The organism is Sphingomonas sp. S-NIH.Pt15_0812 (genome assembly GCF_003951315.1).
In the GTDB taxonomy this organism is placed as follows: Bacteria; Pseudomonadota; Alphaproteobacteria; order Sphingomonadales; family Sphingomonadaceae; genus Sphingomonas.
In genome coordinates this window covers 45,423-64,853 of sequence record NZ_QLJH01000020.1, presented here as the reverse complement: position 1 = coordinate 64,853, position 19,431 = coordinate 45,423, and the positions used below count along the sequence as shown (strand labels likewise).

At 62.9% G+C, this 19,431-nt stretch carries 20 protein-coding genes and 1 pseudogene; 10 read left to right on the top strand and 11 right to left on the bottom strand.

Features of this window, described 5'->3' with window-relative positions; genetic code table 11:
* Positions 1-41: 41 nt before the first annotated feature.
* From BRX43_RS13685 to BRX43_RS13675, 3 genes are all read right to left on the bottom strand, one after another.
* A complete protein-coding gene (locus BRX43_RS13685) occupies positions 42-890 on the bottom strand; it encodes a hypothetical protein (protein WP_125995656.1) in 849 nt (282 codons plus the stop codon).
* A gap of 529 nt (positions 891-1,419) precedes the next feature.
* The gene (locus BRX43_RS13680; protein WP_125995655.1) at positions 1,420-2,454 is read right to left on the bottom strand and encodes a PQQ-binding-like beta-propeller repeat protein; all 1,035 of its coding nucleotides are present in this window, start codon (positions 2,452-2,454) and stop codon (positions 1,420-1,422) included.
* A gap of 103 nt (positions 2,455-2,557) precedes the next feature.
* Positions 2,558-3,439 carry an alpha/beta hydrolase gene (locus tag BRX43_RS13675; protein WP_241214957.1) on the bottom strand — a complete coding sequence of 294 codons (882 nt, stop codon included), beginning with the start codon at positions 3,437-3,439 and terminating at the stop codon, positions 2,558-2,560.
* Between the two features lie 221 nt (positions 3,440-3,660).
* Between BRX43_RS13675 and BRX43_RS13670 the strand changes: the two genes are divergently transcribed.
* On the top strand, positions 3,661-4,146 hold the full coding sequence (locus BRX43_RS13670) for a hypothetical protein (protein ID WP_206433215.1): 486 nt from the start codon (positions 3,661-3,663) through the stop codon (positions 4,144-4,146).
* Positions 4,143-5,084, top strand: a complete 942-nt coding sequence (locus tag BRX43_RS13665) for an SMP-30/gluconolactonase/LRE family protein (RefSeq protein ID WP_125995652.1) — start codon at positions 4,143-4,145, stop codon at positions 5,082-5,084. The genes BRX43_RS13670 and BRX43_RS13665 overlap by 4 nt, the downstream gene beginning before the upstream one ends.
* Positions 5,085-5,227: 143 nt before the next feature.
* Here BRX43_RS13665 and BRX43_RS13660 read toward each other — a convergent pair whose 3' ends face one another.
* Positions 5,228-6,730 (bottom strand): FAD-dependent oxidoreductase, encoded by a 1,503-nt coding sequence (locus BRX43_RS13660; RefSeq protein WP_241214956.1) that lies wholly within the window; start codon positions 6,728-6,730, stop codon positions 5,228-5,230.
* 29 nt (positions 6,731-6,759) lie between these two features.
* Positions 6,760-7,329, bottom strand: coding sequence for a DNA starvation/stationary phase protection protein (locus BRX43_RS13655; RefSeq protein WP_206433214.1), 570 nt, complete (start codon positions 7,327-7,329; stop codon positions 6,760-6,762).
* Positions 7,330-7,511: 182 nt separating this feature from the next.
* On the opposite strand from BRX43_RS13655, the gene BRX43_RS13650 reads away from it, so the two are divergent.
* The 5 genes from BRX43_RS13650 (at position 7,512) to BRX43_RS13630 (ending at position 13,200) form a co-directional block, all read left to right on the top strand.
* A complete protein-coding gene (locus BRX43_RS13650; RefSeq protein ID WP_125995650.1) occupies positions 7,512-8,864 on the top strand; it encodes an alpha/beta hydrolase in 1,353 nt (450 codons plus the stop codon).
* Entirely contained in the window at positions 8,861-10,399 is a 1,539-nt protein-coding gene (locus tag BRX43_RS13645; protein ID WP_125995649.1) for a GMC family oxidoreductase, read from the top strand. The genes BRX43_RS13650 and BRX43_RS13645 overlap by 4 nt, the downstream gene beginning before the upstream one ends.
* Before the next feature lie 174 nt (positions 10,400-10,573).
* Complete coding sequence (locus tag BRX43_RS13640; RefSeq protein WP_125995648.1) at positions 10,574-11,491, top strand: NAD(P)-binding protein; 918 nt, start codon at positions 10,574-10,576, stop codon at positions 11,489-11,491.
* A gap of 108 nt (positions 11,492-11,599) precedes the next feature.
* Entirely contained in the window at positions 11,600-12,580 is a 981-nt protein-coding gene (locus BRX43_RS13635; RefSeq protein ID WP_125995647.1) for an aldo/keto reductase, read from the top strand.
* Entirely contained in the window at positions 12,577-13,200 is a 624-nt protein-coding gene (locus BRX43_RS13630; RefSeq protein WP_125995646.1) for a methyltransferase domain-containing protein, read from the top strand. Before BRX43_RS13635 ends, BRX43_RS13630 begins: the two co-directional genes overlap by 4 nt.
* Positions 13,201-13,402: 202 nt before the next feature.
* Here the strand turns inward: BRX43_RS13630 and BRX43_RS13625 are convergent, their stop codons facing one another.
* The 6 genes from BRX43_RS13625 to BRX43_RS13600 form a co-directional block, all read right to left on the bottom strand.
* On the bottom strand, positions 13,403-13,546 hold the full coding sequence (locus BRX43_RS13625; protein ID WP_125995645.1) for an entericidin A/B family lipoprotein: 144 nt from the start codon (positions 13,544-13,546) through the stop codon (positions 13,403-13,405).
* Positions 13,547-13,619: 73 nt separating this feature from the next.
* Positions 13,620-14,501 (bottom strand): hypothetical protein, encoded by an 882-nt coding sequence (locus BRX43_RS13620; protein ID WP_125995644.1) that lies wholly within the window; start codon positions 14,499-14,501, stop codon positions 13,620-13,622.
* Between the two features lie 35 nt (positions 14,502-14,536).
* Entirely contained in the window at positions 14,537-14,725 is a 189-nt protein-coding gene (locus tag BRX43_RS13615) for a CsbD family protein (protein WP_125995643.1), read from the bottom strand.
* Entirely contained in the window at positions 14,722-16,242 is a 1,521-nt protein-coding gene (locus BRX43_RS13610; protein ID WP_125995642.1) for a PAS domain S-box protein, read from the bottom strand. The genes BRX43_RS13615 and BRX43_RS13610 overlap by 4 nt, the downstream gene beginning before the upstream one ends.
* An 8-nt stretch (positions 16,243-16,250) precedes the next feature.
* The gene (locus BRX43_RS13605; protein ID WP_125995641.1) at positions 16,251-16,616 is read right to left on the bottom strand and encodes a CsbD family protein; all 366 of its coding nucleotides are present in this window, start codon (positions 16,614-16,616) and stop codon (positions 16,251-16,253) included.
* Between the two features lie 39 nt (positions 16,617-16,655).
* Positions 16,656-16,976: a hypothetical protein gene (locus tag BRX43_RS13600; RefSeq protein WP_125995640.1), complete on the bottom strand. Its 321-nt coding sequence runs from the start codon at positions 16,974-16,976 to the stop codon at positions 16,656-16,658.
* A 530-nt stretch (positions 16,977-17,506) separates the two neighbouring features.
* On the opposite strand from BRX43_RS13600, the gene BRX43_RS13595 reads away from it, so the two are divergent.
* The 3 genes and pseudogenes from BRX43_RS13595 (at position 17,507) to BRX43_RS20910 (ending at position 19,429) form a co-directional block, all read left to right on the top strand.
* Positions 17,507-18,421, top strand: a complete 915-nt coding sequence (locus BRX43_RS13595; RefSeq protein WP_125995639.1) for an IS701 family transposase — start codon at positions 17,507-17,509, stop codon at positions 18,419-18,421.
* 211 nt (positions 18,422-18,632) lie between these two features.
* Positions 18,633-18,953, top strand: a pseudogene (locus tag BRX43_RS20915) (transposase); the annotation flags it as partial.
* 5 nt (positions 18,954-18,958) lie between these two features.
* The gene (locus BRX43_RS20910; protein ID WP_241214955.1) at positions 18,959-19,429 is read left to right on the top strand and encodes an IS5 family transposase; all 471 of its coding nucleotides are present in this window, start codon (positions 18,959-18,961) and stop codon (positions 19,427-19,429) included.
* The last annotated feature ends 2 nt before the right edge of the window (positions 19,430-19,431 follow it).

Below are 19,431 nucleotides of genomic sequence, written 5' to 3'. Positions count from 1 at the left end.
TGACGTTCGGAATTACCGGCGAGGTCAGGCGACCTACGCGCCTATTTTGGGCGGAACGCGGTCCCGTTGAAGATCGCGGCGGTGATATCCTCGCCCTGTCGCATCACCGCGAAGGTGGAGGTTTCAGGGCCGAACGACATCGAATAGCCACCGGCGATCCTGCCCAATGTGAAGCCGGTCATCTTCAAATGGCCGTTAGCCATGGTGAAGGCGCTGCCTTCCAGGCCGAAGCGACCGAGCGCCGCTGCGCTGCGTTGCGCGCGAAGCGTCGCCGCCGCGTCATAGGCCTTAGCCTTTGCGGTGAAGCGCTCCAACGCCTCCTCGCCATGGAGTTCTCGCATCTGTCGCCTGAATTCCGGGGCGTCATAGCCAGTTGACGAACCGACTCCGCCAGCATCGTACACGAAGCTAATCACGGTCCGCACGGCATCGATCAGCGACTGCGGCGCGCCCTCCGCCCGGTCGAGCGCCTCCTCCATGTTGCCCCGTTGCGTTGCTTCCAAATTCTTGATTCTGTCGTACCAAGCCTTGCTTTCGGCGGCGCGAGCATGTGCTGCGGGTATATCGATCTTAAGCTGCTCGACCCAAACCCTCTGCTCTTCCTCGCTTTTGCCATGTTTTTTTGCCCAGACGGCATAATGGCTAGCGACAATCTCTATTTCTTTTTCGAGATCAAACGGCTTGCTCGCTTGCGCCTCTCTGGCTTCGTCGGAAAGCTCCACCACAACGGCTGGCCCGATCATATCGCCCTGAACCGCGTCATCGCTCGTGCCTTGCTCCGAGGCCGATGCAGCTTGCCGGGTCGCGGAGGTGGTGGCGACCGCGGTGGAAGGTGTTCCCGCGTCATGGGAAATTGCCGTCATCGATGTCATCGCCTTGTCCTCGATCATCGGCAAGGCGATCGTCTGGACGTTCAAACAGCCCTGGCCTTATGCCTCAGGGTTCCACGATGCATGATTGTGGCGGTTACGGAATATATAGAATAAAATCTTGCAGAACCGTGTCGAATCGTATGTCAATTCGCGATGGCGTGGCCTACAGGATCGTCCTTATCTTTCATGTCACGGGAAATGCTGAATATAAAATGGCCTGACCGCCAATTGACCATGCAGCGTTCACCGCATCTGGCCCGACCGGCATGACATCCCGCCATCAATCGCGCCCGCCACCCGCTCCCGAAGATCCTGTGACAGCACCCGCGGTATCCGTGCCGGCCTCCTGACCCGGCTCGGAACCTGAATCGGAAAACCGCCCCCGCGTGACTCCTCAATGATCCAGAAGGGGCGGAAACAGCTCTAGCTTCTCGCTTGAAGGCGAGATCGAGGGGTGTTGGCCTTGGTTGACCCTGTTCGGGTGGGCGATCGCGCTCACCCGTGATCGATCTCGGCGCAGTCCGCTTCAGGTTTGCCAGTTAGTGCTTTATTCCACCGGCCCGATAACGACCGCGGCGTCCGGTGCCGCCCCGGTGGCGAAACGCGCGGTGACCTTCCAGGCTTGCAGGTCGACGATCGCCACATGATTATCTTCAAGCGAGACGTAGAGCGTGTTGCGGGCAAGGTTCAGGCCGGGCGCACCCGTGCCGAGTGGCAGCCGCGCCTCCTCGGAGAGCGTGACGGGATCGAGCCGCGATAAGCTTTTGTCGGCAACGTTCGAAACGATCAGCCGGCCATCCGCCTGCGTCACGACGCGAACCGCTTCGCCGCGCATCGTCCGCCGCGCACGTTCCTTCAGCGTAGCGGCATCGAGTGCATGAATCGTCCCGCTCGGTCGGTCGATCACATAGAGCGTCCGCTCGTCGGTGCTGAGGGCCATCCCCTCGGGCGCCGAGCCGATCCGCTTGCGCACCGGCATAACCTCCATGTTGTCGGGATCGATCATGATTACCGCGCCGCTCAGCGTATCAGCGACATAGGCCCGCGCTCCATCGCGACGCACGACCAGATAGTGGCTGCGCACACCGCCGACCGGGATCAGTCGCGAGGGCGCCTTGTCTCGGACCGGATCGTCGAAGCGGATCAGCACGCTGTCCTTTTCCGACAAGACGTACAGCCGGCCGCGATCATCGACGCGCACCGCATGCAGGCGTCCGAACGGCGCGAGGTCTATCGTTCTGACAAGCGTCCGCCGTACGAGATCAATGATCCACAGCTCGCTGCCACCGGCACCTGGTGCCTTCCAGCTCTCTACGCCGTAATGGCCGACGAAAGCGTAGCGCCCGGTGCGATCTGCGACGATCTCGTGCGGCTGCGTGCCAAGTTCCACAGCACCGATAGGAGTGCCGCCAGGTAGCGCGTAGAAGGCGACTCGCCCCGCGCCTTTCTCCACAAGCGCAAGCGTGTTGCCAGTCGAGATCGATGATTCGGTTCCAGCTACTGCGCGCGCACCGAGCGCCGTCGCTGCGACGAGGCCGCCTGCGAGCATCCACAAACCCTGGCGACGATCAATACGCGACATCTGCTTGGTCTCCTTAGGCGCTCAATCACGCGTTTCGCCCCGCAGCCGCTGTTGGCAATAGCCTGCGTGTTGCCTTCGGCCTCCGCGAAAGGAATTTTGAAGGTCAGCGTGTGATGAGCTTGTCGACGAACCATGTGACGACATGATCGATCAGCGCCGGCTGAAACCATGGATCGTCCCCATGCCCGGCCCCATCCACCACCACGTAATCCACCGCCGCCCCGCGTTCACATAATGCCGTTGCCATCTGTTGGCTCTGCAATGGTGAGACGAGATCGTCGTCCCGGCCATGCATCAGCAGCAGCGGGGGCTTCGTCCCCTCCAGATGGCCGAGTGGGCTGGCCGCCAGGGCCTTGGCCCGATCGCTGCCGATCGTTGCTCCGGGGAAATCGCCAAACGCCACGCCATGGACTAGCAATGCTTCGGTCGAGGCGGTCGAGGCATGGACCTCGCCTATTTCGTCGGAAAATCCTGCTCCAATGTTACGCAGGTCTGATATGCCATAAAGCGATACTGCCGCTTGTACCGAGGACGACGTGTCATGCCCATCAGCCCGGTCAAATCCAGCAAAATCACCGGTCATCGCCAGCATCTGCGCCAGCCAGCCCCCGGCACTGTCGCCGATCACGCCGATGCGTTCGCGATCGATGCCATAATCATTGCTGTGCGTTCGCAAATAGCCGACCGCAGCCTTGCCATCCTCGAGCGGTGCCGGAAACACATCGGGCACGACGCGATATTCGGCCGCGGCGACAACGAACCCTGCCTGCGCGAGGGCGAGGCGCATCTCGATGAACTTGCGGTGTGCGGCCGTCGTGAAGCCGCCGCCAGGCACATAGAGGATCGCAGGCTTCGGATTGGCGGTCCGTGGGACCAGCAGCGTCATTCGCAGCCCGCGGACGGCATCGATCCGCTTCACCTGGCGATAGATGACCTCCCCTACCTCGTCGATGCGGGGCCGGTCGGTGGCGATGGTCAGCGTCATGGCCTCCGCGCGATCACCGGTTTGCGTCGATGAGATATCGGAAACCATGTCAGACCTTTCTACCGCTTTCCATGCTGTGCGATGACCGCGCTAAATCACCGCACCGCATCACTGGTTCCCGGAGTCCCCGACGTTCTGAGATCCACGAAACCTCCGTGCCTACTCGCCGTTGGGTCATCGCGTTGTAGCCCTGACCGTTCGCGATGCTGGAGAATACGAGGATGACCGATCTGCCGACCCGGGTGACGCTCGACAATGACGGCGCCGACGCCGATCGGCCACCGCTTATGCCCTTTCTACATATGTGGACCGCGGCAGATGGCGGCAGCCGGATCGACCTGTCGAGGATGACCGGCTTTGGCCAAAAGAGCGTTGGCGGCGGCGCGGCCCCACAATGGATGCGACCTTTCCCTGGCGAGGTGAGTGCGGTCGATTTTGCGATCCTGCCGCTGGGTTGGGTCGGCGACTGGCATGAAAGCCCCAAACCGCAATGGGTAATTCCGCTGCGCGGCCGCTGGTTCATCGAGACGATGGACGGCAATCGCGTCGAAATGGGGCCGGGCGACATCCACTTTGGCCAGGATCAGGAAACGACCAACGGCAAGGGGCACCGATCCGGTCAAATCGGTGACGAACCGTGTTTCCAGATCATCATCCAGTTCGCCACCTCCCCTGCGGCACAGACGCGAGATCCATTCGGGGCATGAACTCCGCGCTCCAGCTCGCGCCCGTGCTGATCCCGGCGCGGCTCCGTCCGCCCGGAGCACCTGTCCCGACGGATGTTGACCCACCGCGCATCCACCGCCCCGAAGCACGCGCAGTGCTAGGCAACGCGCGGCTTCTCACCCTGTACGATCAGGCCAGCTGGAGCGAGGGACCTGCATGGTGGCCGCAGGAGCAGACGTTGGTTTGGAGCGATATCGTTGGACGCCGCGTACTCGGCTGGCGCGTCAACGGCGCGGTTGACGTGCTGCTCGATGCGACGCCGTTCACCAACGGCAATGCCATACTGCCGGACGGTGCACTCGTGCATTGCGAACATGGACGCCGTGCGATCAGCCGCTCGGAAGGCAAGGGAATTGCGACCCCGATCGCCACCAGTGCGGAAGGCAGCCGGCTCAACGCGCCCAACGACCTCATCGTAGCGGCGGACGGCACGATCTGGTTCAGCGACCCGACTTTCGGGCTCGAGAACCCGCGACAAGGCATACCGGGCCACAGCGAAAGTGGCCGTACCGCGCTCTGTCGCATCGGTGCGGATGGCACGGCGCGACGGATGGCGGATATGAAGCAGCCCAACGGCCTCGCCTTTTCGCCCGACGGCCGGACCCTCTACGCTTCGCAGACGCCCGAACATAGTGAGGGTGACGTCGCCATCTTCACCTTCGACTGGGATGGCGCGACACTGTCGAACAAACGTCGCTTCGCGACCGTGCCCGAGGGAATCCCCGATGGCTTCAGTGTCGACCGCCGCGGCTGGCTGTGGAGCAGCTCGAACGCCGGGATCGAGGTTTTCGATGACGCCGCCAACCACCTTGCTACCGTTCCGACGCCATCCATATGCAGCAACTGCACCTTCGACGGCGATCAGGCCCGACTGTTTATCACTGGTGGCGCGCATCTGTGGATGCTGGCGCTGACATAGCGCGTGATCCGCCTGCACATATGGGTCGTTCTCACCAACGCCGGGACGTTCGGATGCTCTTGCCTATATGGTGCGACAGGAAATTCCAGTTCTCGCCGAAATGACGGCATTTGACCTGGGATGCGTTTCCCGGAAGCGCCGGTTTACCGCCGCTCCCACTCATGCTCGCGTTTCAACGACAGCTTGTCGCGCCCGGCAGTCAGCAGCGCCTGCTCGTGCCCAGCTTCCATAAAGCGCACTGCCATATCCTGCGCCGCCACGTCACCATTTATGGTGCGGTTATCGGGCGAGGCGACATGCCCAACATAGCGAAGGCTGAGATCGTAATGCCCCGACCAGAAGAATGGTACGGCGTCATATCCATATGTCGCCTGCCCTAGCAGGTAGCGCGCGAGCCATTGACCCATGCGCTGCGCGACCACCCAATGCTCGACGCGGATCGAATGCCCCAGCCGACGGTCCGGCACGCTCGCAATGTCCCCGATCGCATGAATTGCACGATCGGATGTGCGCAGATGGTCGTCGACACGTACGCCCCCGCCCTCGGCCTTGTCCGCAAGCACAAGTCCGGCAAGCGCAGCTAAATCGACACGCGGCTTGGCGCCGATTCCAGCGACGACCAAGTCGGCATCGATGCGCGTTCCGTCGTTGAGTATCGCGGTTCTTCCGTCCCACCGCGCAATACGGCGGGCATCATGAAAGGTGACGCCGTTCGCTTCGTGCAGGTCGCGGACCATCGCGCCGACCTCCGCGCCGGCAGTTTTCTTCAGCGGTACGTCGCTGTCGGAGATGACCGACACCTCCAGCCTTCGCCCGACTAACGACGCAGCGACTTCCAGCCCGACATAGCTTGATCCGACCACAATCGCGCGCTTCGCCTGCACGCTGGCGGCGATCAGGCGATCGGCATCCGCCACCGTTCGCAGGACATGCACATCGTCGCGATCTGCGCCGTAAAAGTCCGGCGCGATCGGTGCCGCGCCGGTCGCCAGCACCAGCGTATCGTAGGGCAAGGTCGCGCCGTCCTCAAACCCGACCGTCTTGTCCTCACGGTTGATCGCGATGACATGTGCGCGAGTACGCATTACCACGCCCTCCGGCACCGATAATGCCATTCCGTCGCGATCCGCCTTGCCGGCCAGATATTGCTTGGAACAGAAGGTGCGGTCGTAAGGTTCCTCGCCCTCATCTTCGATCAGCGTGACTGACGAGCCCACGCCATGCCGTGCCAGCATCTCGGCACAGGCATAGCCTGCTCCGCCCGCGCCGACGATCACGACGTTACCAATATCGGGTATGGGAGTGTGTGAAGTTGTCTCGTTTGGTACGGGCGTCGTTTTGACGCGTACTCGTCCATCCTCCTCGACTACTTCGAAACTGTCGAGTGGCTCGAAAGCCGGCGCACCGACTGCCTCACCGGTCTTGATGTTGAATCGAGCATGATGCCACGGGCAACGGATCGTGCCATCGGCGACGATCCCGTCAGCCAGCGGTGCTTTCAGATGCGTGCACAGGGCAGACAGCGCGCATACACGTCCATCGTGTCGGACCAGCACCATGTCGATGCCGTCCGCCTGGCCCGCGATGATCTGCCCTTCCCCAAGATCGGCGGAAGCGATGCCGCTTGATAGGTCTCGTGTCGCCACCGCCGCCGCCTTTCCGTTGTTACGCTCTGTCAGCCCGCCCGCTGCAGGTCGGTCGCAGCCAAATGCTCGCCGATGAACCAGACTTGCGGTTCACCGGTGCGGATGATGTCGCTGACCAAAAGGTCATTGGTACCGTCGTCACCGGATTCATCGGCGGCCTTGGCCCCCTCATGCGCCTGCTCCAGAACGATGCGGTGCGCATCCAGCAATCGCGCCAGCATCGTTGGCACATCCTCGCGGCCCTTGGGCGGACGCGGGATTTTCGTCATCTCCGCAACGTCGTGCGGTGTTGCGATGCTGATCCCGCCCAATGACTGGATGCGCTCGGCGATCATGTCGACCAATTCGGCCTGCTTCTCATAATGCGTATCGAGCAGAAGGTGCAGCTGGTAAAAGGTTGCGCCCGACATCTGCCAATGATGCTTTTTGTACAGGTCGCGCAACATCATCGTGTCGGCGAGAACCTGGTTAAGGATTGCGATACTCTGCTTGCGGGCATTGTCCGACAGGCCCAACGGCAGGTCCTTCAACGTGCCGAATGGCTGGATTTCGCGATATTCGATCTTGTACTGCGGCTGCGCCTGATCCGTCTTGGCCACGTACTTACTCCCAATTGATAGGACGTGCTGCCGAAGCGCTCACTGCCGTCGAGGGTTCCCATGCGCTGACCGATATTTGGTGACCGGCGCCTTGGTTCGAATTAATTTAGCAACTGCGACATCAAACGGGAACGGGTGGGCATCTGTAGCGTCCAGCACGGGCTTCAGCTGGATAAGACCGCGTGACCCAACCGACTTTAGTTTTTCTACATGCACTTGGCACCAGTGCCGCCGAATGGGATCTGGTTCGCAGCCACCTGCCCGATCAGCCCTGCCTCGCCCTCGATCTCTCCGGATTCGGCGCTCGCGCCGATGACGGCTATGCCGATGTCGCCGCGATGGCGGACGATTTGGCGGACATGGTTCGCGCGCACCGCCTGACCGCATGCGTGCTCGTCGGGCACAGCATGGGAGGCAAGATCGCCACGCTGGTAGCCGCGCGCGCCGTTGCAGGCGAAGTAGGACTGGCGGGAATATTGGGGGTCGTTCTGGTCGCCGCCTCCCCGCCCGCACCCGAGCCGATCAATGAGCAGCGCCGCGCCGAGATGATCGGCTGGGTCGCCGATGGCGCAGTCGCGCGCGATGATGCGGGAGCATTTGTCGACGCCAACACCGCGCGACCGCTTCCCCCTTCCCTACGCGACCGCGCGATCGCCGATGTCATGCGCTCGAGCCGCGAGGCTTGGCTCGCCTGGCTGGAGCGCGGCGCGAACGAGGATTGGCGCGCGCGCGTAGGGCAGATAACGATTCCGACGTTGATCGTCGCGGGGGGCAAGGACGGTGACCTTGGTGAGGAGACACAGCGACGGCTGAACCTGCCGCATTATCCAAATGCCACGGTACACGTCGTCTCGGATGCCGCGCACCTGATCCCCTATGAACAGCCCGCCGCGCTCGCCGCGCTCATAGCCGAACATGTCGATGCGGTTGCCGGAGCAGCGTTGCCCGTCGGGTTCGCGCAATTGCTCGGTTCGGAACGCGTCAGCGCGCGCACCCGCGCAGCGATGCTGGAGCGTACCCGCCCCCTGTCTGACGACGCCTCGGGATGGTCGGCGGCGCAGCTCGATATGGTGGCCGCGCTCATTGCGCATGTGCTACCCGATGCTGGTGCCGACCGTGCGCTTGCGCGTCGCATCGGGGTAGCGGTCCACGGCGCGGGTGATGGCTGGCGCTTCGCCGCGCTGCCCGCTGACCCACAGGCCTGGGCGTACGGGCTGGCGACACTGGATGCACTGACCGGGGGGTTCGCCGCACTGTCGTTTGCGGAGCAGCTTGATTGGCTGACCCGCATCGACGGCGGTGAGGTTGGCATCGTCGCCACCGCCGATCGCCTCTCGCCCACTCAAATGACCTTGTGGTTTCAAGATGTGCGGGCCGAGATCGCGCGACAATGGATCGCCACCCCCGCAGCCATGGCTGCGATTGGCTATGACGGTTTCGCAGTTGGTGGCGATGGCCCTCGCAAGCAGGGCTATAGCCGTACCGCCGCAAACGACCTCGAACATTGGCAGATCGCCGCGGAGGTGAATGCATGAGTCGCGCTCCCTATTCCGGCAATGATACGGTCGATGCGGTCGTCATCGGCACCGGTGCTGGTGGCGCGCCACTGCTCGCCAGCCTTGCCGAGGCGGGGCTGTCGGTCGTGGCGCTCGAGGCAGGCCGCGCTTTCCAGCCGCATGAGCATGTCGCCGACGAACTCGCCGCAGACATTTATTGGATGGAAGAGCGGCTGAGCGGAGGGGACGATCCGACCGCCTTTGGTTCAAATAATTCCGGCATGGGCGTCGGCGGGTCAATGCTACACTGGGGTGCATTCTGCCCGCGTCCTGATCCTCGCGACCTTCAACTCAAGACAATGACCGGCGAAGGTGCCGACTGGCCGGTCGCGCACGGCGAGCTGATCAACTATATCGCCTGTGTCGAGGCGGACACCGGCGTGTCCGGCCCTGCACATTATCCTTGGGACGATGCGCGTCGCTATGCCTATCCACCGGTCGCGCGCAACGCCTCGGCCGATGCTATGGCACGTGGTTGCGAAGCAATCGGCATCACCGTCACCGATGCGCCCGCAGCGTTAGTTTCACGCGATCGCGATCAGCCATATTGGGGACAGCGACAGGCATGCGTGAACTGTGGCACGTGCCACCAAGGATGCCGCAACGCCGCCAAAACCAGCATGGATACCACCTATCTGCCGCGCGCGATCGCGCACGGCGCAGAGGTGCGTGCCCGAGCGCGCGTCCTGTCATTCGAGTTCGACGGTGCGGGCCGTATCTGCGGCGTGGTCTATCATCAGGATGGTGAGGACCGCCGCCAACGCTGTCGCGCGGTATTCCTATGTGCCGGCGGAGTGGAGACGCCCCGTCTTCTCCTGAACCTGGGCCTGGCCAATTCCAGCGGGCAGGTCGGGCGCAACTTCATGGCCCATGTCGCGACGCAGGTCTGGGGCAGCTTCGACGCCACGATGCGGATGAACCGTGGCTATCCCTCCTCGCTGATCACCGAGGATATGATACGCCCCGCCGATGCCGATTTCGCGGGCGGCTACCTCATCCAGAGCCTCGGCGTGCTCCCGGTCAACCTCGCCAACGGACTGGCGCGCGGTGCGGGCATGTGGGGTCCGCGACTGCAAGAGTTGCTGCGCGGCTATAACGGCATGGCCGGGATCGGCATCAACGGCGACTGCCTGCCGCATCCCGACAATCGCCTGACGCTGTCGGACGAGGTCGATGGCTTCGGGCATCGTAAAGCGCGCATCGATTTCAGCTATCACGCCAACGAACGCGCGATCGATCGTCATGCGCGCGGGACAATGACCGCAATCTGGGAGGCAGCGGGCGCCCGCGACATCTTCGCGGTCGATCGCTCCGCGCATACGATCGGCACCTGCCGGATGGGCGACTCCGACGACCAGGCGGTGGTCGATCGCGACGGACGCAGCTTCGACATCCCCAACCTGCTGATTTGCGACAATTCGGTGTTTCCCAGCGCATTAGCTGCTAATCCGGCACTGACCATCATGGCTTTGTCTCTGAGAACGGCAGACCGGTTTCTTACGGCATCACGGTAGACAAACGGTGTTCCTCATAAGGATATTCGATCCGGCGGTTCGTGAGAGATATCGAAGTTCGACACGCGCCTATCATGACATCGTCCACCAGTCGGCTCCATTGACCCGCCCCGTCGTTTCATCACCACCGAGGCCGCCAAGAGGTCGGATGCCATATAGTCGGATGGGAGCAGGATGCGGATAGGTATCGTCGGAGCGGGGATGGCAGGACTATCCTGTGCGCAGAAGCTACACGAGCAGGGTCACTCCTCGGTGCTGTTTGACAAAGGGCGTGGTCCTGGCGGGAGGATGTCGACGCGCCGGATGAGCACGCCGCTCGGTGAAGCGTCGTTCGATCACGGCGCCCAGTACTTCACGGTTCGCGATCCCGCCTTCATCGCACGGGTCGCACTTTGGGCAGAGGCCGGTCAGGTCGCATCCTGGCCGCCGGCCGGTGATGATGCCTGGGTCGGTATGCCGTCGATGAACACGCCGATACGAGCGATGGCAGATGAGTGCGATGTCCGATGGAATACCCGCATCGACGCGCTTCATTATGACGGTCAATGGCGATTGGACGGAGACGTATTTGACGCTGTCATTCTGTCGATCCCAGCCGAACAGGTTCCAGCCTTGGCTTGTGAGCATGACGCATCGATAGCCGACGCCGCCCGCTCTGCGGTTTCCGATCCGTGTTGGACGGTCATGGCGGCATTCGATAGTCCACTGCTCATCGACAGTGACCGGCTGACAGATCTTGGCATCATCGGCTCGGCCGTCCGCAACTCGACAAAGCCAGGGCGCACCGGACCCGAGGCCTGGGTCCTTCAAGCCACAGCTGAGTGGTCACGCGAGCATCTTGAAGATCAACCAGAGATAATCGAGCAGGCGCTACTTGCAGCGTTGAGTGCCCATATCGGCACCGACCGGATGAAGGCCATCGCGACCAGTGCCCATCGTTGGCGATATGCAAAAGCTACAGCTTTGGACCGCGGTGCGATTTGGAACGCCGAGATCAAGCTTGGTGCTTGTGGCGACTGGCTGCTGGGCCCTCGGGTCGAGGCCGCATGGCTATCGGGTCAAAGGCTTGCCATGCAGATTGGGGACTGCTGACGAGCCTGCCAGCGTTCCGACCCATACAACTCCACGCATGATCAAGAACATGGAGCACATCGTCCTCCCGCCCGTTCAATTCGTCGAACCCCCAGCGTGAGACGGCACATGGAATATACGAAACTCGGCAGCACCGGCCTCGACGTGTCACGCTTGTGCCTTGGGTGCATGACCTACGGTACACCGGATCGCGGCAACCACGCATGGACACTCGACGAAGAGATAAGCCGTCCGCTCCTGCGCAAGGCAGTCGAGGCTGGGATCAATTTCTTCGACACCGCCAACGTCTATTCGGACGGCACGTCCGAAGAAATTGTCGGCCGCGCGCTCAAGGAGTTCGCGCGCCGCGACGAGGTCGTGATCGCCACCAAGGTGCACGGTCGCATGCGGCCCGGGCCGAACGGTGCAGGCCTGTCCCGCAAGGCGATCATGGCGGAGATCGACGCTAGCCTGAAACGGCTCGGCACCGATTACATCGACCTCTACCAGATACACCGCTTCGATCATGAGGTGCCGATCGAGGAGACGCTGGAGGCACTTCACGACGTCGTGAAGGCAGGCAAAGCGCGCTACATCGGCGCCTCGTCGATGTACGCGTGGCAATTCGCGACCATGCTCCACGTCTCCGAGGCCAATGGCTGGACCCGTTTTGCGACGATGCAGAATTACCTCAATCTGCTCTACCGCGAGGAAGAGCGCGAGATGCTACCGCTGTGCGAGGCGGAGGGAATCGGGGTCATTCCGTGGAGCCCGCTGGCCCGCGGCCGCTTGACGCGCGATTGGAACGATCAGACGGAGCGGTCGAAAACTGACGAATTCGGAAAGACGCTCTACGCCCATACCGTCGAGGCGGATCGCAAGGTCGTGGAAGCGGTTGCAACAGTCGCGACAGAACGTGGCGTGCCTCGCGCGCAGATCGCACTTGCCTGGGTGTTGGCCAAGTCCGAGGTATCGGCACCGATCATCGGCGCTTCCAAACAAGCACATCTCGACGACGCGATCGCCGCGCTCGCGGTCGGCCTTACCGAGACAGAGATCGCTCGGCTGGAAGCGCCCTATGTTCCGCATGCCGTCGTCGGCTTCGCGTGAGCGACTTACGCGTCGAACTGCCGGCGAACGCGTTCGACAAGCAGGATGAAGGCGACGATCTCGCCTTCTATGCGCCCCCACGCCTCGTCTCGCACATCGACGATGACGCGGTCGCGGCCCTGACCGCCTATTACGCCCGCGTCATACCTCCGAACGCTGTCGTGCTCGATCTGATGTCGAGCTGGATCAGCCACCTGCCGGCGGCGCTCGCAACCGCCGAAGTTATCGGCCACGGCATGAACGCAGCCGAGTTGCGGGCCAATGATCGCCTCGACCGATGGTTCATCACCGATCTAAATGCTACACCCGCGCTGCTGCTGCCCGATGGTAGCGTCGATGTAGCTCTGTGTTGCGTCGGGATTCAGTATCTCCAGCGACCGGTAGAGGTCTTTGCTGAGGTTCGCCGCGTGTTGCGGCCGGGCGGGCTTTTCGCCGTCAGCTATTCAAACCGCTGCTTTCCGACGAAAGCCGTACGTATCTGGCGGGCGCTCGATATGGCCGGACAGGCGCGCTTGATCCACCTGTACATGGAGCGGTCCAAGTTCGCCGCGGTGGAAACCGAGGTGCTGGCCGATGGCAGCACGGGCGATCCGCTGATCGTAGTCACTGGCACAAAGTGACTACGACAATGCGTTAACTTCCCGCCTGCATAGACCAAGTAGCAGACATTCTACACCTTCAACGTGCCGCACAACTTCAGACATCCGCTCGCTGTTAAAAGCGAAATCCGCCCTGCGTTACAAAAAGCCGCGGTTCGATCTGCTCTGTCTCGTACGTCAAAGAATATGGGATGCGCCCGTGATCACAGGCACATCTTTTGACCTATCTCTTCTTGTTTTCGCCCGATGCGTCCGATACCGCCGAGCCTGCGGATTTCAGATCTTTGCCTGCACCGTTTACCGTGTTGCATGCGCTCAGCGAGATGATGGTCGCCAGCACAAGGCTCAATCCCGGTTTCTTGCTCATCACTCTGCCTTTCCATAGATTTGTCGAAGATAGGGCGTGGCGGACCCGGTTCGCTGGAGCCCGCCACCAACATTCAGCGCAACTTGCGGCGGGTAGCCGCCGTCGCGCCGAAACCTGCCGCTCCGGCGCCGACGAGCAGCGCCAGCACCAGCACGAAGGATGTGCCTGCAGCCGCGCCCGCAGCCTTGTCGGTCGCCGACTTGGCGGTGGCGACGGCCTGATCCTTGGTGCGGACGAACTGCCGCTTGGCCCGTGTCACCTGCGCCTGCGCTTCGGCGCGGCTGATCTTGCGCTGCGCCGCGACGATGTCGACGATCCGGCTTTCTGCTTGCTCCCCTTCCACGCCACCGCGCGCCAAGGTCGGCAGTTCCTTGGCGATTTCCTTCTGCGCCTGCTCCGAGGTCATCTGCGCAGGGTCGCTTGGCGCATCGGACAGATAGGCAGCTGCTTCGCTGCGGACGTCGGACGGGTCGATGCCGGCCACCGATGCGGCCGCCGGAGCCGCAGCACCAACGGTGCTACCGGCCGCACCGGCGACCGAGCCGACGGTGCGGAATGCGCCACCGATGATGCCGCCGACCGCCGAGGTCAGCAGGTAGAGCGTCAGGATCAGCGTCACGCCCCAGACGACCAAGCCATGGACCAGCGCGTCGAACCGTTCATATACACCGGCCACGCGCGCCGCGGCATAGCCGCCCGCCCCCAACGCCAGAACCGTGGTGATCAGCCAGAAGATGCCGGCACCGATCCCGAACCCCGCCGCGCCAGGGGTCGTGCCCTGAACCGGATCGACCATGGTCAGACCGATGCCCGCCCCCAGGATGCCAAGCACGAGCTGCACTGCAACCGCGATGACGACGCCCGCGAAGATCGCGCCCCAGGACAGTCGGGTGGGCATCTTGCTGGCATATGCCTCATCGGCCGGCAAGACGCCGGTGGTAACCTTGGTAGCCATATTCACTCCTGTTTGAACAATGGATCGCCGGGCAATCAGCGCGGCGATCGGGAATTCTTCCGCTCGCTCCGGGCGGCATGTTTCTCGGCGATGCCCTGAGCCTCTGCCGCATCGTCGCCGATCAGCTTGCCGATCGCCTCGTGGACGGAGGCCTTGGCCTCGCGAACGCTGGCGGCCTTGACGTCGCCGGACGGCTGGCCGTTGGAGGTGCGCCGCTTGGTCATGGCCTTCTCTCTCCAGCATGGGTGTCAATCACGACACCCTCCCCATCGAAACCACGAGCACGGGCCCAGGCCACGGCGGCGAGACGGCGGTTGACGCCGATCTTGGCGTAGATGCGCGCGACGTGATTACGCACTGTGTTGCTGGCGACTTTCAACGTTCGGGCAATTGTCTTATCGTCATGGCCGCGACAGATCAGCGCCAGCACGTCGCGTTCGCGCGAGGTCAGATCGTCGAGCCCCGGACCGTCGGCGGCATTCTGCGGCGCCCGCAGCCGGGTCAGCTTGTCCATGACGGTGCGACTGAACCAGCTGGTGTCTTTCATCACCGCTTCGATTGCTTCGACCAGCTCGACCTCGGTCGCCTTGCGCTGGGTGATGTCTTGGAACGCCCACAGGACGCAGGTGTCGTCGCCGAGCCGAATAGCCTCCGTCGACACGATGCAGTCGATCCGGGCACCGTCCTTGGCGTGGATACAGGTTTCATACCCCCGCAGGTCGCCGCCGGCATCGATCACCGCTTCGATATGGCGCCGGATCGCGTCGCTCTGCCAAAGCTTTACCTCGCCTAGCGGTCGGCCGATGATCTCGCTTCCGGCATAGCCAGTCATGGTGGTGAAGCTGGCATTGACCTCGCACAGCACGTGCCCATCGCGCGCGCCGATCGCCATTGGCACCGGTGCCATCTGGAAGGTGCGGGTGAAGCGGTCCTCGCTATGACGCAGCGCGTCCTGCGCCTGGCGCCGAGGCTCCAGGTCGGCGAAGGTGAACAACATGCTGGGCTCATCGCCCATATCGATTGGCTGGCCCGCGACGATGACCAGTTTGGTGCCACCCCTCGGCAATGCCAGTTCGGCCTCCATCTGCGGAATGGTACGTCGCTCGTTCAGCCGCTCCTTGGCCAGTTCAAGCTGATCGGCCTTCCGCAGCACGTCGACGTCGTAAACCGTTTTGCCCAGCACCTGGTCGCGCCCATGGCCGGTCATCTCCAGAAATCCCTGGTTGACCTTGACGAAGCGGAGGTCGCGCAACCGACAGATGACCGCCGGTGCCGGATTTGCGTTGAACGACTGCTCGAACCGATCCTCCGCCTCGTACCGTGCGGACACGTCCTGGATGACGAGCACTAGGCAGGCCGGTTCGCCATCGTCCGTATCGTTGAGCACCAAGCTGCGCACCTGATGTACCCAGCGTGGCTCGTCCTCGCCGGCGACAGTCACCTCCACCACCACCTCGGAGAAGGAGTCCCCGGCCACGACACGTTCAACCGGGTAGTCATCGGCTTCGACGCGGTGGTTGTTGCGATAACGCAACTGGAAGCGACGACGATACTCGTCCACCGTCGCACCCAGATCGGTGATATCAGTGACGCCGTGCATCGCCAGTGCGGCATCATTGGCCCAGAGCAGGCTCTGATCGGGGTCGATCAGGATCACGCCCTCGTCCAGACCGACAATGATCTGACGCAAATGGCGCAGATCAGCCGTTTCCCTCAGGGTCTTGAACGATGCCTCGGTCATGATTTGCGTCAGTCCCGCCGACCATGGACGAACCAGGCGAGCGCATAGGCACCGAGCGCTGCGGCCACAGCCCAGAGCACCGGGCTGTCGTGCACCGTCTGTGCGGCCGCTTTGCCACCGCGCTCGGCCGTGTCGGCCAGGCGTCCGGCCGCTATCTTCACACGGTCGCCGGCCTCCTCGGCGAGATCGGGGGCGCCATCGATGGCATCTTCGACGATGGAACGGGCGCGGCCATAACCATGCTGCGCCGCGCCTGCGACCTGATCGACCATGCCAGCGACTGTCCAGTCGCGGCTGTCGACGCCATCGCCGATCGCCTTCTCGACCTTGCCTTCGACATAGCGTGCGCCGCCTTGAAATTCGTCCTTGTTCATCTTCGGATCCCTTGTGAAATTAGAGGTAGGCAAGGTGGGTCAGGGCAGCACGCCGCAGCCTGCGGCGGCCTTGCCTACCGCCAATGCAATGGCGGGATCCTTCATTTCACCCGCTACGCGCACAAGGTCGCTGACGGTCAGCTTCGTTGGATCGCTATCTTCTTGGCGATAGGCGGCCGCAGCACGCCCGAGTTGTTGCAGCTGGCCAAGCGACAGGTCGTTCTGCAGGCGGCCGCCGACGCAATCCGAGCGCGGCTCGTCCAGACCGTAGCGCTGCAGGCCCGCGGATATCCGGGTGGCAGGTGCCGCACAGGCCGTCAAAGTGGTTGCGCCAATCAGCGCCATGGCCAGCAATCGCATCGGTGGGTCCTCCTGGACCCCTGCAGCGAAAAACGGCCGGTCCGGACGCACTAACTCACGGCAGTGATGCGTGTTCCTGGTATCGTTGTACCAGTTGCTAGTCCTGACCTACCAGGCCGAGCGTGGCAGCTCTCTCGCGGTAGAGCTCCTCCAGGCGGGAATGGATCAGCCTTGGTCCTGCCTCGTTCGACCCTTCCGCCATTGCCCGGTGGGCCGCGGCACGAGCAAGCAGGTAATCTCGCTCCTCCGCGCCAACACGTTCGATAGGGTCGGAATATGGATCAGATTGCTCGCTCATGCCTTGAGGTTAGCATCGCGTAAACCGCGGTCATATCGTGCCCATATACCTATGATGTAGTGCATTTCTGCTACATGGCTCCGACGCCGCAGCTTGCCCGAATGGGCTGGCGCGACCTCATCAGCGGGAAGATCGGAATCGGAAGGCGAACAGCTTCACTGATCTGGCCGACCAGCTCGGCTGCTAGCATTACAGTTGCGTTCTTGATCGTGTTCTGAATCAATGGGTGACCATGACGAGGGAGGTCGTGGTGACGGGGGCATCGATCGAGGCGACGCTGGAGCTTTGGGCATCATCGCTGCGCGAGGTGAAGGCGCGGATGCGGCCCTTGTTCAGCCAGGCGCGTGTGGCAGCATCGGCGAACAGTTTTCTGGATGGCTTGCTGGGGGACGAGCGCCGCAAGACCGGGTGGATGCGTGCCGAGGCGGCGGGCGATGCCGGGCCATGGCGGCAGCAGGCGATCCTGGGGCGCGGGCGGTGGGATGCGGATGCGCTGCGCGACATCGTGCGCGACTATGCCGTCGAACATCTTGGCACCGATGATGCGGTGCTGGTCATCGACGAGACCGGGTTCCTGAAACAGGGCAAGGCGTCATGCGGCGTGGGGCGCCAGTACACCGGGTCGGCCGGCAAGGTGACCAACTGCCAGATCGGCGTATTCGCCGCTTATGTCTCGACCAGGGGCCATGCTTTCGTTGACCGGGCGCTTTACCTGCCCAAGAGCTGGACGGCTGACCCGGCCCGCCTGGCGGCCGCGCATGTGCCGGAGGGCACGGCATTCGCCACCAAGCCGGCGCTGGCGGTGCAAATGATCGAGCGCGCGATCGCCGCCGACATGCCGTTTGCCTGGGTCGCGGCGGATGCGGTCTACGGCGCCGGTGACGACCTCGCCTTCTTCACCACCTGGTGCCCGGCCGGCACGACCATCGAAACCCTCGTCGGGGTGGAAGGGCATCGCTGGGACATCGAAGACAGCTTCGAGACGGCGAAGAACGAACTTGGCCTCGACCATAACGAAACCCGCTCCTGGCATGGCTGGCACCGGCACGTCTCGCTCGTCATGCTGGCCTTCGCGATGCTGGCGGCCATCCGCACCCGCGCCAATGCCACGCCCCCAAAAAGACCCTGGACGATACCACGGACCTGATCCGCTGGTCCGTCCAGGAAATCCGCCGTATCGTCATCAGGCTGGCACAGCGGCGCATCGCGCCTCGTCACGTCATCGCATGGTCATGCTGGCGACGCGCCCGTCAAGCTGCCGCTCGACGCGCGCATGTCCGATCAAAAACGCAACTGTAATGCTAGGCATCGTGGACAAAGCTTGACGGCGTAATTGGCCACTGATTCAAGGCTGCCTTTTGGAGGCAGGCTTGGGCGAGCGGATCGGTTTGTCGGATGAGGAATGGTCGCTGATTGGGCCGCTGCTACCGGCCGAGCGCGGACGTGGCTGTCGTCCCGCTGGTGACAACCGCCCCTTCTCCGAGGGCATGATGTGGATCGCGCGGACGGGTGCGCAGTGGCGGCATCTGCCGGAGGAATATGGCAAGTGGAACAGCGTGTTCCGCTGCTACCGTCGCTGGGCGACGACGGGTGTGTTCGACGCCATGCTGGAAACGCTGGCCGGTGCGGTGGAACGCGATGGCCGGGCCGACATGATCGACAGTACGGTCATCCGGGCACATCATTGTGCCGTGGGCATAAAAAAGGGACTGGCGAGGCCGAGGCGCTTGGCCGATCGCGCGGCGGCTTTACCACCAAACTCCACGCCCGCTGCGATGCCAGAGGTCGCCCGCTCGCCTTCGTCCTGACGCCGGGCCAGGCGCACGATACGCAAGGCTTCGGCCCTCTGATACGCATGATCGCTGACCGGATCGACGCTCTGCTTGCTGATAAAGGCTATGACAGCGACGCGGTTCGCGACACCCTGACCAGCATAAACGTCGAGGCCGTAATCCCGGCTCGGCGCAACCGTCGCAATCCGGCTGCGCATGATCGGGTCAAGTACCGTTGGCGCAACCAGATCGAGCGACTGTTCAACAAACTCAAGAATTGGCGAAGGGTCGCCACCCGATATGACAAAACCGCCGAGTTTTACATCGGCTTCGTCAGCCTCGCATCAGTCTTGCTGTGGCTACCCTTTGTCCACGATGCCTAGAC

What these genes read in the sequence shown, in the direction of transcription:
- BRX43_RS13615 (WP_125995643.1), bottom strand. Translation starts at nt 14,725, where the DNA reads ATGACCAAGCGGCGCACCTCCAACGGCCAGCCGTCCGGCGACGTCAAG.
- BRX43_RS13625 (WP_125995645.1), bottom strand. Translation starts at nt 13,546, where the DNA reads ATGAGCAAGAAACCGGGATTGAGCCTTGTGCTGGCGACCATCATCTCG.
- BRX43_RS13635 (WP_125995647.1), top strand. Translation starts at nt 11,600, where the DNA reads ATGGAATATACGAAACTCGGCAGCACCGGCCTCGACGTGTCACGCTTG.
- BRX43_RS13620 (WP_125995644.1), bottom strand. Translation starts at nt 14,501, where the DNA reads ATGGCTACCAAGGTTACCACCGGCGTCTTGCCGGCCGATGAGGCATAT.
- BRX43_RS13645 (WP_125995649.1), top strand. Translation starts at nt 8,861, where the DNA reads ATGAGTCGCGCTCCCTATTCCGGCAATGATACGGTCGATGCGGTCGTC.
- BRX43_RS13685 (WP_125995656.1), bottom strand. Translation starts at nt 890, where the DNA reads ATGATCGAGGACAAGGCGATGACATCGATGACGGCAATTTCCCATGAC.
- BRX43_RS13605 (WP_125995641.1), bottom strand. Translation starts at nt 16,616, where the DNA reads ATGAACAAGGACGAATTTCAAGGCGGCGCACGCTATGTCGAAGGCAAG.
- BRX43_RS13680 (WP_125995655.1), bottom strand. Translation starts at nt 2,454, where the DNA reads ATGTCGCGTATTGATCGTCGCCAGGGTTTGTGGATGCTCGCAGGCGGC.
- BRX43_RS13665 (WP_125995652.1), top strand. Translation starts at nt 4,143, where the DNA reads ATGAACTCCGCGCTCCAGCTCGCGCCCGTGCTGATCCCGGCGCGGCTC.
- BRX43_RS13675 (WP_241214957.1), bottom strand. Translation starts at nt 3,439, where the DNA reads ATGACGCTGACCATCGCCACCGACCGGCCCCGCATCGACGAGGTAGGG.
- BRX43_RS13600 (WP_125995640.1), bottom strand. Translation starts at nt 16,976, where the DNA reads ATGCGATTGCTGGCCATGGCGCTGATTGGCGCAACCACTTTGACGGCC.
- BRX43_RS13595 (WP_125995639.1), top strand. Translation starts at nt 17,507, where the DNA reads ATGACGAGGGAGGTCGTGGTGACGGGGGCATCGATCGAGGCGACGCTG.
- BRX43_RS13610 (WP_125995642.1), bottom strand. Translation starts at nt 16,242, where the DNA reads ATGACCGAGGCATCGTTCAAGACCCTGAGGGAAACGGCTGATCTGCGC.
- BRX43_RS13670 (WP_206433215.1), top strand. Translation starts at nt 3,661, where the DNA reads ATGACCGATCTGCCGACCCGGGTGACGCTCGACAATGACGGCGCCGAC.
- BRX43_RS13640 (WP_125995648.1), top strand. Translation starts at nt 10,574, where the DNA reads ATGCGGATAGGTATCGTCGGAGCGGGGATGGCAGGACTATCCTGTGCG.